The 477-nt window shown below is 56.6% G+C and carries 1 protein-coding gene; it reads left to right on the top strand.

The genetic code is table 11. The features are described from left to right. The coding region (locus tag NE619_RS18020; RefSeq protein WP_256133864.1) for a DUF2800 domain-containing protein at positions 1-477 on the top strand (477 nt) is incomplete at both ends.

Here is a 477-nt window from a genome sequence, read left to right as displayed (position 1 = left end):
AGGAAATGGACGGCTATACGGATGAATACCTGGACTACGTGTCCGGGATCGTCCACGGTTTCGATTCCCCGCCTTACATAGCGGTAGAAAAGCGCCTGGACTATAGCCATATCGCTCCGGAGGGATTTGGTACCGGGGACTGCGTCATTATCGGCGGCGACGAGATGCACGTGATTGATTTCAAGTATGGCAAAGGCGTGCCGGTATCCGCGAAAGCGAACCCACAGCTAAAGCTTTACGCTTTGGGAGCGCTGAACGAGTACGCGATCCTGTATCCGATCGGGAAGGTAACCATGCACATCGTGCAGCCCCGCATCGACAACACGAGCAGCTTCACGCAGCCGGTGGAGGAGCTGACTACCTGGGCGGAGATGATAAAACCGTGGGCGAAGAAGGCCTTTGACGGTGAAGGAGAGTACCGGCCCTCTGAGGAAACCTGCCGGTTTTGCAGGGCGAAACATACCTGCCGCGCGAGAT

The sequence above is a fragment of the Anaerovorax odorimutans genome (assembly GCF_024459955.1).
GTDB classification, from domain to species: domain Bacteria; phylum Bacillota; class Clostridia; order Peptostreptococcales; family Anaerovoracaceae; genus Hominibacterium; species Hominibacterium odorimutans_A.
This window is presented reverse-complemented; position numbering and strand designations above follow the sequence as displayed.